Consider the following 14,687-nt stretch of genomic DNA (forward strand, 5'->3'; position numbering starts at 1 on the left):
AACCTTTCGATTCTTCACGAGGCTAAAGGGTTACTCGGCCCCGGTTTGTTGCCACCATGAGCCGCACCAATCAGTGCGACTCCACAGGGGGCAACGGCCATGCGGCTATTCAGTTCGGTACTCGCGATGCTCAGCGCACTCGTGTTGGTACTGACCGCGTGTGGCTCGTCCGGTGAATCCGCGCGCACGGAAGACGGCAAGACCGTGGTGCGCTACCAGGGCTGGGCCGGCGAGGTTCGGTTCCAGGAACTGGCCGAGGATCTCGGTTACTACCAGAAGATCAAGCTGGATTGGGTGGGCAACACCACCAGCGGGCCGCAGGACATCCAGTCGGTGGCCACCGGCGACATCGACGTGGGTGAGGCGTTCAACGGTGCCGTGGTCAAGCTCAATGCCGCCGGTGCGCCGATCACCTCAGTGCTGAGCTCATACGGCGCCGACGACGGCGAATACACCGGCTACTTCGTGTTGGAGAACAGCCCGATCCGCTCGGCCAGGGACCTGATCGGGAAGAAGGTCGGGATGAATACCCTTGGCGCCCATCACGAATTCCTGACTCGGGAATGGCTGGCCAAGGAGGGTCTGACCAACGACGAGATCAAGACGGTGACCCTCACCGTGGTGCCGCCGGTCAACACCGAGCAAGCGTTGCGCGAAGGCCAGATCGACGTCGCCGCCCTCAACGGGATCTGGCGCGAAACCGCGCAGCAACGCGGCGGGATCCGGCCGCTGTTCACCGACAAGTCGCTGTTCGGCGCATTCAGCTACGGCACCTATGTGGTCCGTGACGATTTCCTGGCCAAGAACCGCGATGCGGTGGCCGATTTCGTGCAGGGCACCGCGCGGGCGATCCGCTGGACCCAGGTGACCCCGCGTGACGAGGTGGTCGCCAAGTTCCGGGACATCATCAACAAGCGAAAGCGCAACGAGGACACCCAGTCCATCGAATACTGGCGCAGCTCGGGCATTCCGGTGCCCGGCGCGGTGATCGCCGAACGCGAACTGCAGACCTGGATCGACTGGCTCGTCCGCAATGGCGAGCTCAAGGAGGGCCAGTTGAAGGCAAAAGACCTCTATACCAACGAATTCAACCCGTACGCCAACGGAACCTATCCCGACGGCAGCGGGCCCGATGGGAAAGCGTTGGCACACAAGTGAGTACATACGAGAGCGCGACACCCAAACTGAGCCTGCGCCAGGTGACCAAGCAGTTCGCGATCCGGGGTGAGAAGGACCGTTTCACCGCGATTCAGGACATCAGCATCGATCTGGCGGCGGGGGAGTTCCTGGTGCTGGTCGGGCCGAGTGGCTGCGGCAAGTCGACCCTGCTGGATCTGCTGGGCGGCCTGACCCAGCCGACGTCGGGGGAGATCCTGCTCGACGGCACGCCGATCACCGGTCCCGGTCTGGATCGTGGCATCGTCTTCCAGCAGTACGCGTTGCTGCCGTGGCGCACCGCCCGCAAGAACATCGAATTCGGCCTGGAGGCAAAAGGACTGCCGGCTGCCGAGCGGCGGCGACGGGCCGAAGAGTATCTCGATCTGGTCGGGCTCCAGGGCTTCGCGGATCGTTACCCGCACGAACTGTCCGGCGGCATGAAGCAGCGGGTCGCGATCGCCCGCAGCCTCGCGTTCGACCCCGAGGTGCTGTTGATGGACGAGCCGTTCGCCGCGCTGGATGCCCAGACCCGGGAATCCCTGCAGGACGAGCTGCTGAGGATTTGGCAGGCCACCGGCAAGACCATCCTGTTCATCACCCACGGCATCGACGAGGCGCTGTATCTCGGCCAACGGGTCGCGGTGCTCACCTCGCGACCGGGCCGGATCAAGAAGATCGTCGACGTCGACATCGACCGCAGCACCGACGACATCCGATCCAGCGAAGGGTTCCGGGCGCAACGCCACCACATCTGGTCGCTTCTGCACGACGAGGTGGAACGCGCCCGGTCCGAGGAGGTTCAACATGTCTAGTGCCATCGCAGTGGCTCCGGTCGCGGCGCCCGTCGAGCCGACGATCGAGCCGCCGGCCGGCGCGCCGGAAGCCGCGCATCGCGGCCGCCGGGTGCAGGCCCTTGCATGGCGTCTGTTGCGTCCCACGGTGGTCGTCGCCGCGTTCCTGGCGCTGTGGGAGGTGGCGCCGCGGGTCGGGTTGGTGGACAAGGTCTTCCTGCCGCCGTTCTCCGAGGTCATCAGCGCCTGGTTCACACTCCTGGGCAACGGACAACTGGCCGAACATGTTTCGGCCAGTCTGTCGCGGGCCCTGATCGGCCTCGCCATCGCGATCGTGATCAGCATTCCGCTCGGGGTGGCGATCGCCTGGTACCGGCCGGTCGCGGAGTTCCTCAACCCGATCCTCGAGTTGTTCCGCAACACCGCCGCACTGGCGCTGTTGCCGGTGTTCATCCTGATCCTGGGCATCGGCGAAACCTCCAAAGTCGCGCTGGTGATCTACGCGGCGTCGTTCCCGATCCTGCTCAACACCATCTCCGGGGTACGCACCGTGGACCCCCTGCTGATCAAATCGGCGCGCTCTCTCGGGCTTTCGCCGATCCGGCTGTTCCAGAAGGTGATCCTGCCCGCGGCGGTGCCGACCATCTTCACCGGCCTGCGCATGGCGGCGGCCTCTTCGATCCTGGTGCTCATCGCCGCCGAGATGGTCGGCGCCAAGGCTGGATTGGGATACCTGATCACCGCCTCGCAGCTGAACTTCCAGATCCCCAACATGTACGCCGGCATCGTCACCATCGCCCTGGTGGGAGTCACCTTCAACGGCATCGTGGTGGCCATCGAAGGGCGCCTGTCGGGCTGGCGCGTCACCACTTAGGAAAGGGAACCATTGCCACGCCAACTGCATCTCAACGCATTTCTGATGGGGGTCGGCCACCACGAGGCAGCGTGGCGGCACGAGCGCACCGATGTGCGGGACCTGACCGACGTCAAGCACTTCCAGCGTCTGGCCCAACTGGCCGAACGCGGCAAGCTGGATTCGGTGTTCTTCGCCGACGGGCTCGCCGTGGGGCCGCGAGTGAAGCACAACACGCAGGCGATCTTCGAACCGATCACGCTGCTGACCGCGATGGCGACAGCCACCGAGCACGTCGGCCTGATCGCCACCGCCACGACGGGCTACATCGAGCCCTACACCCTGGCCCGCAACTTCGCGTCGCTGGATCACATCAGCGGCGGGCGGGCCGGATGGAACATCGTCACCTCGGCTGGCGAGGACGAGGCGGCCAATTTCGGTGTCGAGGGCATTCCCGACCATGCCGGGCGCTATCGACGTGCTGCCGAATTCGTAGACGTGGCAACCGCATTGTGGGACAGCTGGGAAGACGACGCCCTGGTCCTCGACGAGTCCACCGGCATCTTCGCCGACCCGGACCGGGTGCACCGCATCGACCATGACGGCGAACACTTCACGGTCCGCGGCCCGCTGAATTCACCGCGTTCGGAGCAGGGTCGTCCGCTGCTCGTGCAGGCCGGGTCCTCGGAGTCGGGCAAGGATTTCGCTGGGCGATACGCCGAGGCAATCTTCACCGCTCAGCGCTCGGTGGAAGACGGCAAGGCGTTCTACCGCGACGTGAAGGCCCGCGCGGTGAAGTTCGGCCGGAGCGCCGACGACGTGAAGATCCTGCCCGGCATCGTGCCGTTCATCGGTCCCACCGAGGAGGCCGCGTCAGAGTTGGAACAGCAGTTCACTGACCTGATCTCGCCCGAGTACTCATTGCGTCAGCTGTCGCAGATGCTCGGGGTGGACCTGACCGCGCACGCGCTCGATGCGCCGCTGCCCGCCCTGCCGCCCATCGAGCAGATTCAGGGCAACAAGAGCCGCTACCAACTGGTGAAGGACCTGGCCAGCAGCGAGTCGCTGACCGTACGGCAGTTGATCGCCAAACTCGGTGGCGGCCGCGGACACCGTACCTTCGCCGGCACGGCTGAGCAGGTGGCCGACAATTTGGAGCTGTGGTTCACCGAGGGCGCCGCCGACGGGTTCAACATCATGGCGCCGTATCTGCCCGGCGGATTGGAGGATTTCGTCGAGCAAGTGGTGCCGATCCTGCAGCGGCGCGGACTGTTTCGGACCGACTACACCGCGACGACCCTGCGCGGACACTACGGGCTGGCGCGCCGGCCCAGCCGTTACACGGTGACGGCGGCCGAAACCAGCGCGTGAGCGAGGGCGTCCCGCTCCGCTCCCTCGTCACCACCGTCTTCCTGCCGTCCGCGATCTTCGGGATCGGGCAGGGCGCAGGCGCACCCGTGATCGCCCTCATCGCACGGGATCTGGGCGCCTCGGTGAGCGCCGCCGGCTTCATCGTCGCGCTCGTCGGGCTCGGCGCGGTGCTCGGCGATCTGCCGGCCGGCCGTATGGTCGCCCGGTTCGGCGAGCGAAGGTCGATCATCGTCGGATCGTCGCTCGGCACGGCGGGTGTGCTGCTGTCCCTGGTGGCCTGGAATCCGGTGGTGCTCGGCATCGGCGCATTGCTCACCGGGTTCTCCAGTGCGGTATGGGGTTTGGCGCGGCAGAGCTATCTCGCCGAAGCCGTGGGCGTGGAGAAACGCGCCCGCGCGATGGCCACCTTCGCCCTGACCTGGCGGCTGGGCTACTTCGTCGGGCCCCTCATCGGGGCGGCGGTGATCCTGGCCGCCGGGACTCGGGGCGGGTTCATCGTGCAGTTGATCGGCATCGTGGTGTCGGGGTATCTGATGGCGCGGCTGGCCGATCCGCCGCGGGCCGAGGGCGCGGTGCCCGGCGGGGCGCGGCTCGGCGACATCGTGCGCACGCATCGCGCGCTCCTGGGCACCCTCGGGTTGGGCGCGCTGATGATGGGGGCGGCGCGGGCGTCCCGGGATGCGGTGCTGCCGTTGTGGGCCGATCACATCGGACTGAGCGCGGCGACCGCGTCGGTCGTGTTCGGCATCGGTGCATTGGCCGACCTGCTGTGCTCGTACCCGGCCGGGATGGTCATGGACCGCTATGGGCGGCGGGCGATGGCGGTGCCCTCGCTACTGGTGATCGGTGCGTCGTTGTTCGCGGTGCCGTTCGCCGGTGGGGTCATCGCCATGACGGCTGTGGCCGTGCTGATGGGCGTGGGCAACGGGCTGGGCAACGGCGTCATCATGACGCTGGGCGCCGATGTGGCGCCTGCTGCGACGCGGGCCGAGTTCCTGGCCGCCTGGCGGCTGATGCACGACAGCGGGATGTTCCTCGGGCCGCTGGCGATCGGTGGGGTGGCAGCCGTGGCCCCGCTGGGAGTGGCGGCGGCCGCCCTGGGCGCGGTGTCGTGCGCCGGAGCGGCCACCATGCACCGGTTCATTCCGAGGTTCTCGCCTGGCCGACCCATTGAGCCGACCCATTGATGCGCCGAGTGTGCGCTCAGATCGCGGTGTCGTCGTCGAACGCGATCTGTGCGCACAGTCGGCGGCTTCCTCAGCGGTAGTTGACGAACTGCAGCGCCACGTCGAGGTCGGCACCACGCAGCAGCGCCTGGACGGCCTGCAGATCGTCGCGCTTCTTCGAGCTGACCCGAATCTCCTCGCCCTGGATCTGGGCCTTGACGCCCTTGGGGCCGTCGTCGCGGATGAGCTTGGTGATCTTCTTGGCCTCCTCGCTGCTGATGCCCTGCTTGATGTCGCCGGACACCTTGTAGGTCTTGCCGCTGGCCTGCGGCTCGCCGGCGTCGAAGGCCTTCATCGAGATGTCGCGGCGGATCAGTTTCTCCTTGAACACGTCGACCGCGGCCTTGACGCGCTCCTCGGTGCTGGAGGTGAGTTCGATCACCTCTTCGCCCTTCCAGACGATGCTGGTGTCGGTGCCGCGGAAGTCGAACCGGGTGGAAAGTTCCTTGGCGGCCTGGTTGAGCGCGTTGTCGACCTCCTGACGGTCGACCTTGCTGACGACGTCGAAGCTGGAATCCGCCATCGGACGCCCCTCCTCTTCCCTCGATAATCCTGCCGGTTTGTAACTTGGGTACATCCTCGTTGTACCCTGCTAGTCGCACCAAACCGGAAACGGGGCGGCGCGAAACCAGGCAGATTGCCCGAGCGGCCAATGGGAGCGGACTGTAAATCCGTCGGCTTACGCCTACGCAGGTTCGAATCCTGCATCTGCCACCCGAGTCAGGCCCCCTTTCGAGGGGGCCTGTTTGGTCTCTGGGCCTGACGGTCCGCCAGGACAAACAATCCCCTCGACAGCATCGGCAGAATCGACGTCATGACTACGCATCGCGTCGTCGACCACAAGCTGTTGAACTTCGCCAGCCACATCGACGACAACACCATCGAGCAGGCGAGGCAGACCGCTTCGATGCCGTTCGTGCATCCCCATATCGCCTTGATGCCTGATGCCCACAGTGGCAAGGGGTCGGCTGTCGGCACCGTCATCCCGACCATTGACGCGGTGATTCCGGCCGCGGTCGGCGTCGACATCGGCTGCGGCATGATCGCGGCCCGCACCGAGTTCACCGCATCCGACATCGAGGGCCGTGATCTGGCGGCGCTGCGCACGGCGATCGAGGCGGCGATTCCGCTGTCGCCCGGTAACTACAACGACACGCTCGCCCGGTTCCCGTTCACGGCGGGTCGGATCACCGACCTCGAGCACTTGGCCAAGGACGGTGGGATCGACCTGTCGCACTCGCCCAAGTGGCGCGAGCAGCTCGGCTCTCTCGGCGGCGGCAACCACTTCATCGAACTGTGCCTGGACCAGGACGACCGGGTGTGGCTGTTCCTGCACTCGGGTTCCCGTGGTGTCGGAAACAAGATCGCGCAGAAGCACATCAGGATTGCGCAGAAGCTCATGAAGCGGTGGTGGATCGACCTGCCCAACCCCGACCTGGCCTACCTGCCTCAGGGCACGCCGGAGTTCACCGACTATCTGCGAGACCTCAACTGGGCGCAGCGATTTGCCTTCGAGAACCGCGCCGAGATGATGGACCGCTACATGTGGGTGTTCGCCGCATGGATGGGCTATGCCCATTTGGACGAGCCGAAGACTGCGGGTGATTTCGAGGTCGAACGCGTGAACTGTCACCACAACTACACCCGCAAGGAACACCACGGTGGCCGCGAGGTGTGGTTGACGCGTAAGGGTGCGATCGACGCGCACAAGGGTGTCGTGGGGCTGATCCCGGGCAGCATGGGAACTCGGTCGTATGTGGTGCGCGGCAAGGGCAATCCCGCCGGGTTGTGCTCGGCTCCGCACGGCGCCGGCCGTCGGTTCTCCCGCAACGAGGCGCGTCGCCGTTTCACGGCCGACGACCTCGCACGGCGGATGCAGGGCATCGAATATCGCCATGGCGAGGCGTGGGTCGATGAAATCCCGGACGCGTACAAGGACATCGACGTCGTCATGGCTGACGCCGCGAGCCTGATCGAGATCGAGCACGAGCTCCGTCAGGTGCTCAACGTGAAGGGTACGTAGGTGGTGTCCGGTCCTAGGCCGGCAGCAGGCACAACTGCACCATGGCCAGCGAGCGTGGGCTGCGCAAGCTGATACCGGTGGCCTCTTCGAATCGGCGGATCCGGTTCATCACGGTATTGCGGTGGCAGTACAGCGCCGACGCGGTGTCGGAAACCGAACCGCTGCCGGAGTAGACCTGGATCGTCTCGACGATCAGCTCGTAGTCGTGGACATCGTGGAGTGGATCGAGAACGTACCCGCGCAGGTCCTCGATCACTTCCGAAATCTGAGTTATCGACAGCTGGGCCCAGGAGCGACGCAAGGTGGTCGCCTTGAGGTTCAGATCGATGAGCATCTGGACCGTGGCGGCGGCTCGGTGCACCTCCGGCAGCGGTACCGAGCGGGGTGCGACTGCTCCTTCGAGGTCGGCCAGGACATCGTCGACCACGGACTCATCGTCGGGCCAGCGGCCGTCGGCGGCGACCAGGATCAGGGCCGCCCCGCGGTTGACGTAGTCCAGGGGCTTCAGGTGTCTGATGAGCAAGCGCCGGTTGACAATGCGTCCAGCCTCCTCGCCGGCAACCCCGATCACCCAGTACCTGGACGCCTCGTCGAGGCCGAGGACCTGGGCGGCGCGCCGGACGGTGGCCGGTGCCGGCTCTCCGGAGAACAGGTCGGACAGGCTCTGCTGTTGTTCGAGGGTGCTGGTCCGCGCCATCGACAGGCGCTGGTCCAGGTAGCCGCGCTGCACTCTGATCGCGAAGTCGTCGACAGCTTTCCAGAGCACGTCGACGTGCAGCGCCAGCACGGTCATATCGTCGTCACCGGCCAGCTTCAGCAGGGCTGACCAGGCGACCAGGAAGTCGGTGCGCACTGCCGCCGTGAGATTCTCCAACGCGATCCCCTGGGTGGCGCGCAACGCCCCGACCGCGGTAGGAAACTCCGCCAGTTCGGTGCTCATCGGCCGTTCCAGGAGGGTGGCCAGCAGATAGCGGAACGCGTGCCGCGCAGCGTCGAGCAGATCGTCTTCGTCCGGGACGTTGTCGTAGTACCGGGCGCCGCGGTCGATCTGCATCAGGTAGTCGGCGGCGAGGTCGTCGTCGAGGTTGCCGAGTGTCTGCAGCAGCCACCGCCAGCGAAGCCGGGTGTCGTCGCGGCGTGCGGACAGATTGCGCATCACCCGGCAGGCTACTGCACTGGCAACGGTTGCGAAGGGTGAGCGAGCTGGACCTCGCCCGGCGCAGCCCCTTGGCCTATGCCCAATTCGGGCCGGGAAAGTCGGGCGGACACCGCCTGAATATGTGCGCATGCACAATTTGTGTGAGGTAACACGTTGCACTGTGGCTATGGGCCCGATCACCTGGCTCGCCATACGCTCTGTTGCCATGACCACGACGTACATCCGCGGCGGCACCGTCGTTTCACCCACAGGGACCCAGGCGCTCGACGTGCTCATCGACGGTGAGCGCATCGCTGCCCTGGTCGACCCGGCGGCAGCTCCCTTCGGCGACCCGGATCAGACCTTCGATCGGGTGCTCGATGCCTCGGATAAGTACGTCATCCCCGGCGGCGTCGACGCCCACACCCATATGGAGATGCCGTTCGGCGGCACCGTCGCCTCCGACACCTTCGAGACCGGCACCCGAGCGGCGGCCCACGGCGGCACCACCACGATCATCGATTTCGCGATCCAGCGGCAAGGGGAGCGGGTCCAGGACACCTTGGCCGCCTGGCATGCCAAGGCCGAAGGCAACTGCGCGATCGACTACGGCTTTCATCAGATCCTGGGCGGCGTGGACTCCGATTCGCTGAAGGCGATGGACGAGTTGGTCGCCGAGGGCGTGACGAGCTTCAAGCTGTTCATGGCCTACCCGGGGGTGTACTACTCCGACGACGGACAGATCCTGCGGGCCATGCAGCAGTGTGCCGGCAACGGTGCGCTGACGATGATGCACGCCGAGAACGGCATCGCCATCGACCAGCTGGTGGCCCAGCACATCGCCCGCGGTGAGATCTCGCCCTACTACCACGGGGTGTCACGCCCGTGGGAACTGGAAGAGGAGGCCACCCACCGCGCCATCATGCTGGCGAAGGTCACCGGTGCCCCGCTGTATGTGGTCCACGTTTCGGCCAAGCAGGCGATGGAACAGATCGCCACGGCCCGCGGCGCCGGAGCCAACGTGTTCGCCGAGACATGCCCGCAATATCTGTACATGTCGTTGGAGGAGCAGCTGGGCGCCGCGGGGTTCGAAGGCGCCAAGTGGGTGTGCTCCACCCCGTTACGTTCCCGCGAGGAGCGTCATCAGGACGAGCTGTGGCGCTACATCCGCACGGGGGACGTGGCGACGGTGTCCACCGACCACTGCCCGTTCTGCTTCAAGGGGCAGAAGGACATGGGAATCGACGACTTCTCCAAGATCCCGAACGGGATGGCCGGCGTGGAACACCGGATCGACCTGATGTATCAGGGCGTGGTCAACGGCAACCTGAGTCTGGAGCGCTGGGTCGAGATCTGCGCCACCACTCCGGCGCGGATGTTCGGGCTGTACCCGCGCAAGGGCATCATCTCGCCGGGGGCCGACGCGGATGTCGTGATCTATGACCCCAACGCGCACACCTCGATCGGCTTTGAAAAGACCCACCACTCGAATCTGGATCACTCGACCTGGGAGGGCTTCGAGATCGACGGCGGTGTGCAGACCGTGCTGTCGCGCGGCACCATCGTCGTCGACCGTGGTCAATACCACGGCCGAAAAGGCCACGGCGGCTACCTCAAACGTGGTCTGTCGCAATACCTGATCTAACCGGACCGGCCACAACCTGATCCCCGAGCGGGGTCGTCACACCTTCACGAGTCGCGCGCGAGGCGGCCCGCGATTCACCATGCCTGGAGGAACGTCATGACCGCACAAGTGAACAAGGACAATCTGCGTATCGCCCTCGACACCGCCCGCGACCGCGAGTTCCTGGACTCGTGGGCTGAACTGGCGGTCATCGGCGAGACGCCTGCCGGCGGTGTGGAGCGCCAAGCCGCCACCGCCGAAGACGGTCAGATGCGTGAGTGGTTCTCGCAGTGGCTGCGTCACCGCGGTTTCACCGTGGAAGTGGACCGGGTAGGAAACCTGTTCGGCCTGTTGGAGTTTCATCCAGGCGCCCCCTACGTGCTGGTTGGTTCGCATCTTGACAGCCAGCCTCGTGGTGGCAAGTTCGACGGCGCGTACGGTGTCTTTGCCGGCGCCGCCGCGGCTGACCGGATCCGCCGTCAGGCCGCCGAATCCGGGGTGAAGCCGATGTACAACATCGCCGTCGTGGATTGGTTCAACGAGGAAGGCTCACGGTTCAAGCCGTCGCTGATGGGTAGCGCGGTGTTCACCGGTGCGGCCGACCTCGAAGACACGCTGAACATCACCGACTCCGACGGCATCACCGTCCGGGAGGCCTTGACCGCCATCAACAGTATCGGCACGACAGATGTGTTCCCCGACGGCGACGTCAGCCGCCAGCTGGCGGCCTATGCCGAGATCCACATCGAGCAGGGCCGCGAACTGGAGAAGGACAATGTCACCATCGGATTGGTGGACCGCACCTGGGCCGCCAACAAGTACGAACTGAATGTCGTGGGGGCCCAAGGCCACACCGGCGCCACGGCAATCGACGACCGCCAGGATGCACTGCTGGGGGCGTCGCTGATCGTGGTGGCGCTGCGCGATATCGCCGACGAGTTCGGCGAGGAACTGCACACCAGCTGTGGGCAGATGACCGTGCTGCCCAACTCTCCGGTGGTCGTGCCGCGCGAGGTCCACATGCACCTGGACCTGCGTTCGGACAACGATGAGCTGCTGGCGGCCGCCGACGTCGCGCTGCGAAAGCGCATCGCGGAAGCCGAGATCCGCGCCAAGGTCAAGGTCGAGCATCGCAAGGCCCACGTCTGGCCCGGGCACCACTACCAGCCCGAAGGCGTGGAGCTGGCGCGCGCTGCCGCTGACGACCTGGGGGTGTCGAGCATGCTCGTGCAGACCCGCGCCGGCCACGACTCGACCAACATGAAAGAGATCGTTCCGTCGGTGATGCTGTTCGTGCCCAGCGTGGAAGGGATCTCGCACGCCGAGGCGGAGTACACCGCCGACGACGACCTGTGCACCGGCGTCGATGTGCTGACCGAGACCCTGGCCCGGATGCTCGACGGTGCCCTGGACTCGGCGACCGCCAACCGCACCCGCTGATCCGGCCAGTCATGAGTCAAGGAGGGCTCCAGTCATGATCGAAGAACCACCGGTGTCTGACGTCGTGAGCCACGGCCTACGCGAGCACGAACCGGATACCGGCGGCAGCCGGACAACCGAACCCAAACCCGCGCTGGAGTTCCTGTACAACCTGGAAGACCGGCTCCCGGTCGGCCGCGGCGTTCTCTACGGCATGCAGCACGTGATCATCATGTTGCCCCCGACCGCACTTGCCCCGGTGCTGTTGTCCGGCGGGCTGCATCTGTCGCCGTCGCTGACCATCTCGATCGTGGCAGCAACTTTGGTGGCGGCGGGTCTGGCGACTCTGTTGCAGGGCAACGGTGCCTTCGGCATCGGCGCCCGGCTGCCCGTGGTGCAGGGCACCGAGTTGTACTTCCTGCCGCCGCTGATCGCCATCGGGCTGGTATCGGGTACCGGCTCCATCGCGTTCTGTGTGATGTTCGGCGGGCTCCTGGTCTGTCTGATCAGCTTCTTCTACCGCCACATCGAGAAGCTGTTCCCACCAGTGGTTGTCGGCACCATCATCACCCTGATCGGCATCGCCCTGATCCCGATCGGCATCGAACAGTTCGTCGGCCACGACACCCCGTACTACGGCACCAGCCAAGCGTTCCTCGTCGCGTCGGTGACCTTCGTGTGCATGCTGGTCTTCACCATTGTGCTGCGCGGTTTCCTGCGTTCGATCGCGATTGTGTTGGCCATCGCGATCGGCTACGCGCTGTCGGCGCTCCTGGGCATCATCGACTTCGCCCCCATCAAAGAGGCGGCCTGGTTCGGTCTGCCGCACCTGCTGCCGTTGGGATTCGGGATTCCGTCGATCACCGAGATCATTTTGGTCATGCTGCTTTTCGTGGTCGCGGCGGTGGAGACCACCGGCTACATCTCGGCCACCAGCACGCTCGTCGGGGTGGAACCGAGCCGCAAGCGCATCTCCAGCGGTCTGATCGCCGACGGCATCGGCTCGGTGGTGTCCGGCGCCCTGGGCAGCACACCGATGACCGCCTACGCCCAGAACCTGGGTGCGCTGAGCATGACTCGGGTTGCTGCACGGCGGATCTCGGTCTTCGCCGGTGGCCTCCTGATTCTGCTGGGCCTGGTCCCGAAGTTCGGCGCCGTCCTGGGCACCATTCCCACCCCGGTATTGGGCGGTGTCGCGCTGCTGCTGTTCGGCACCGTGGCCGCCGTGGGGATCAAGACCCTACGGCCCACGCTGCGCACCGAACGCAGCACCGTCATCATCGCCGCCTCGCTGTCGCTGGGCGTGGGTTTCGCCCTGGTCCCGGGTGAGGGCATCGCGTTCATGTCGACGAGCATCGCGCTGGCTCTGCAGACCGGCGTGGCGGTCGGGGGATTGGCCGCGGTGATCCTCAACCTGGTGATCCCCGACGAGCGAACCACCTCACCGGCCGACGACACCGATGGAGCAGTCACCGGCCACTAGCGGCCCCAGGCCGAACATCAAGCAGGAAAGGCACATCCGATATGCGTGAGGACGCAGCGCACCTCGTCGACCAGATCGGGGCCGTCGGCCCGTTCATCGACGGAACGACGATCAGCACCGATCAATCCCTCGACATCACCTGCCCGGCCACGGGTAAACCGTTCACGTCCATCACGTGCGCCACCCCACAGATGGTGGAGGCCGCAATCGAGGGCGGCCGCAGAGTATTCGAATCGGGCATCTGGTCCCGGACGGACCTCGCCGCGCGGGCGAAGGTGCTGCACAGGATCGGCACCATCCTCGACGAACGGGCCGAGCTACTCGCGAAGCTCGACGCGATGTGCACCGGCCGCCCGATCATGGAGATGCGGCCGCAGGTCGCCCGCCTGGGCGAGTGGTTCACCTACTACGCGGCCAGGATCCAGACCCTGGAGGGCACCATGCCCCCATTCGGATCTGATTTCCTCAACTACGTCACCCGGGAACCACTCGGCGTGGTGGCCCAGGTCGTCACCTGGAACCACCCCCTGCTGTTGCTCGTCAAAAAGCTCGCACCAGCACTGGCCATGGGCAACAGCATCGTGGTCAAGCCCTCCGAACTGACCCCGATCACCGCCGTGCTGCTGGCCCAGATCTGCACCGAAGCTGGTGTGCCGCCCGGGGTGATCAATGTCGTTCCCGGCGCCGGGCCCGATGTGGGAGCCGCAGTGGTCGGTAATGCCGCGTTGGCCAAGGTCGATTTCACCGGCGGCACCAACACTGGGCGCGCCATCGCCGTGGCCGCCGCCGGCAATCTCGTCCCGTCGACGATGGAACTGGGCGGCAAGGCCCCCGTCATCGTCTACGACGACGCCGACGTGACCCGCGCCCTCCGCGGTTCGCTGTTCGCAGCCTTCATCGCCAGTGGTCAAACCTGTGTGTCGGGAACGCGATTCCTAGTGCAACGCAATGTGTTCGACGAGTTCACCACCCGCTTCGCGCGAGCCGCCGCACAACTGCGCCTCGGCCACCCGCTCGACACCGAATCCCAGGTCGGCCCGGTCATCTCCGCCGCACAGCAGCAACGAGTGATCGACGCGGTCGACGCGGCCCGTGGTGCCGGGGCCACCGTCCTCACCGGCGGTCAGGTGCCGGCGCTCCCCGGAGACCTCGCCGATGGCTACTTCTATGAGCCCACTGTCGTAACCGACGTCAACCGCGAGATGGGACTCTGGCGCGAAGAGGTGTTCGGGCCCGCCGTCATCGTCACCCCCTTCGACACCGAGGACGACGCGGTGGCCCACGCCAACGACTCGGCCTACGGCCTGGGTGCCGCGGTGTGGACCGACGATCTACGCCGTGCCCACCGCACTGCTCACGCCGTGCGAGCCGGGGTGATCTGGGTCAACGACCACCACAAGAACAACCCGGCTTCGCCGTGGGGCGGGTTCGGTCAGAGCGGTTACGGCCGGGAGAACGGCATGGATTCGCTGCTTGCCTACTCCGAGGCCAAGAGCATCCTGGTGAACCTGCAGGATTCCACGCCGGACTGGTACGGCGACGACGGCCAACCGAAGCGGTACGGATGATCGCGGCGTCCAGCCGATGCCGCGCCCGCTTGC

Annotated in this window: 12 protein-coding genes and 1 tRNA gene; 11 read left to right on the forward strand and 2 right to left on the reverse strand. The window is 66.0% G+C overall.

The genetic code is table 11. From position 1 onward, the window contains the following. Positions 1 to 126 precede the first annotated feature (126 nt). From HBE63_RS00335 to HBE63_RS00355, 5 genes are read left to right on the forward strand one after another with little or no spacing between them, the layout of a single operon-like run. On the forward strand, positions 127 to 1,158 hold the full coding sequence (locus HBE63_RS00335; protein WP_243858806.1) for an ABC transporter substrate-binding protein: 1,032 nt from the start codon (positions 127 to 129) through the stop codon (positions 1,156 to 1,158). Further along, a complete protein-coding gene (locus HBE63_RS00340; RefSeq protein ID WP_166902319.1) occupies positions 1,155 to 1,970 on the forward strand; it encodes an ABC transporter ATP-binding protein in 816 nt (271 codons plus the stop codon). The genes HBE63_RS00335 and HBE63_RS00340 overlap by 4 nt, the downstream gene beginning before the upstream one ends. Further along, complete coding sequence (locus HBE63_RS00345) at positions 1,963 to 2,823, forward strand: ABC transporter permease (protein ID WP_166902321.1); 861 nt, start codon at positions 1,963 to 1,965, stop codon at positions 2,821 to 2,823. Before HBE63_RS00340 ends, HBE63_RS00345 begins: the two co-directional genes overlap by 8 nt. A 45-nt stretch (positions 2,824 to 2,868) precedes the next feature. Beyond that, positions 2,869 to 4,173, forward strand: coding sequence for an LLM class flavin-dependent oxidoreductase (locus HBE63_RS00350; protein ID WP_166909169.1), 1,305 nt, complete (start codon positions 2,869 to 2,871; stop codon positions 4,171 to 4,173). Continuing rightward, positions 4,170 to 5,360: an MFS transporter gene (locus tag HBE63_RS00355; protein WP_166902323.1), complete on the forward strand. Its 1,191-nt coding sequence runs from the start codon at positions 4,170 to 4,172 to the stop codon at positions 5,358 to 5,360. The genes HBE63_RS00350 and HBE63_RS00355 overlap by 4 nt, the downstream gene beginning before the upstream one ends. A gap of 70 nt (positions 5,361 to 5,430) precedes the next feature. Here HBE63_RS00355 and HBE63_RS00360 read toward each other — a convergent pair whose 3' ends face one another. Beyond that, complete coding sequence (locus HBE63_RS00360) at positions 5,431 to 5,922, reverse strand: YajQ family cyclic di-GMP-binding protein (protein WP_166902325.1); 492 nt, start codon at positions 5,920 to 5,922, stop codon at positions 5,431 to 5,433. 108 nt (positions 5,923 to 6,030) lie between these two features. Here HBE63_RS00360 and HBE63_RS00365 point away from each other — a divergent pair. Both HBE63_RS00365 and HBE63_RS00370 read left to right on the forward strand, forming a co-directional pair. Then, positions 6,031 to 6,113, forward strand: a tRNA-Tyr gene (locus tag HBE63_RS00365). 100 nt (positions 6,114 to 6,213) lie between these two features. Then, positions 6,214 to 7,422, forward strand: a complete 1,209-nt coding sequence (locus tag HBE63_RS00370; protein ID WP_166902326.1) for an RtcB family protein — start codon at positions 6,214 to 6,216, stop codon at positions 7,420 to 7,422. A gap of 13 nt (positions 7,423 to 7,435) precedes the next feature. Here HBE63_RS00370 and HBE63_RS00375 read toward each other — a convergent pair whose 3' ends face one another. Then, positions 7,436 to 8,578 (reverse strand): CdaR family transcriptional regulator, encoded by a 1,143-nt coding sequence (locus HBE63_RS00375; protein ID WP_243858403.1) that lies wholly within the window; start codon positions 8,576 to 8,578, stop codon positions 7,436 to 7,438. Positions 8,579 to 8,786: 208 nt separating this feature from the next. On the opposite strand from HBE63_RS00375, the gene hydA reads away from it, so the two are divergent. The 4 genes from hydA (at position 8,787) to HBE63_RS00395 (ending at position 14,654) form a co-directional block, all read left to right on the forward strand. Continuing rightward, positions 8,787 to 10,205, forward strand: a complete 1,419-nt coding sequence (gene hydA / locus HBE63_RS00380) for a dihydropyrimidinase (protein ID WP_166902328.1) — start codon at positions 8,787 to 8,789, stop codon at positions 10,203 to 10,205. Positions 10,206 to 10,301: 96 nt separating this feature from the next. Then, positions 10,302 to 11,624: a M20 family metallo-hydrolase gene (locus tag HBE63_RS00385; protein ID WP_166902330.1), complete on the forward strand. Its 1,323-nt coding sequence runs from the start codon at positions 10,302 to 10,304 to the stop codon at positions 11,622 to 11,624. A gap of 34 nt (positions 11,625 to 11,658) precedes the next feature. Then, complete coding sequence (locus HBE63_RS00390; protein WP_166902332.1) at positions 11,659 to 13,086, forward strand: uracil-xanthine permease family protein; 1,428 nt, start codon at positions 11,659 to 11,661, stop codon at positions 13,084 to 13,086. A gap of 41 nt (positions 13,087 to 13,127) precedes the next feature. Beyond that, the gene (locus HBE63_RS00395; RefSeq protein WP_166902334.1) at positions 13,128 to 14,654 is read left to right on the forward strand and encodes an aldehyde dehydrogenase family protein; all 1,527 of its coding nucleotides are present in this window, start codon (positions 13,128 to 13,130) and stop codon (positions 14,652 to 14,654) included. Positions 14,655 to 14,687 lie beyond the last annotated feature (33 nt).

It is taken from the genome of Mycobacterium sp. DL440, assembly GCF_011745145.1.
In the GTDB taxonomy this organism is placed as follows: Bacteria; Actinomycetota; Actinomycetes; order Mycobacteriales; family Mycobacteriaceae; genus Mycobacterium.